This window comes from Pararcticibacter amylolyticus (assembly GCF_003130405.1).
GTDB lineage: Bacteria > Bacteroidota > Bacteroidia > Sphingobacteriales > Sphingobacteriaceae > Arcticibacter > Arcticibacter amylolyticus.
Genome location: NZ_QEAS01000017.1, coordinates 139,341 through 139,696 on the forward strand (window position 1 = coordinate 139,341; position 356 = coordinate 139,696).

Consider the following 356-nt stretch of genomic DNA (forward strand, 5'->3'; position numbering starts at 1 on the left):
TTAAGCGGTCAGCTATCAGCAATCAGCTTTAAGTCACCTGTCTGTAATACCAGCAATTAATCAGGATTATACATCATGTTATTGGGCTATCAGGATTTATAGATAATCGCCAGACCAGGAAAAAGGTGAAGTTTTGCTGTGTAAAGATCTATGAACGTCCCCCAGCAGAAGTCCTCCGGACAATGCCTGTCCCATCCCGTTCGCTTTTCCCGCCCGGGCCATCCCTGCGTTTCTGGCACAAAAAAAGCCCGTCAGTTTATCACTAACGGGCTCTTGTAAAGGTTGGCACCGACCTACTCTCCCACGTGTTACCGCAGTACCATCGGCTCTGGCGGGCTTAACTTCTCTGTTCGGAA

General features: G+C 48.6%; 1 rRNA gene. It reads right to left on the reverse strand.

Annotated features, from left to right (window positions below):
- Positions 1–280: 280 nt before the first annotated feature.
- Positions 281–356, reverse strand: a 5S ribosomal RNA gene (rrf, locus tag DDR33_RS27070); the annotation flags it as partial.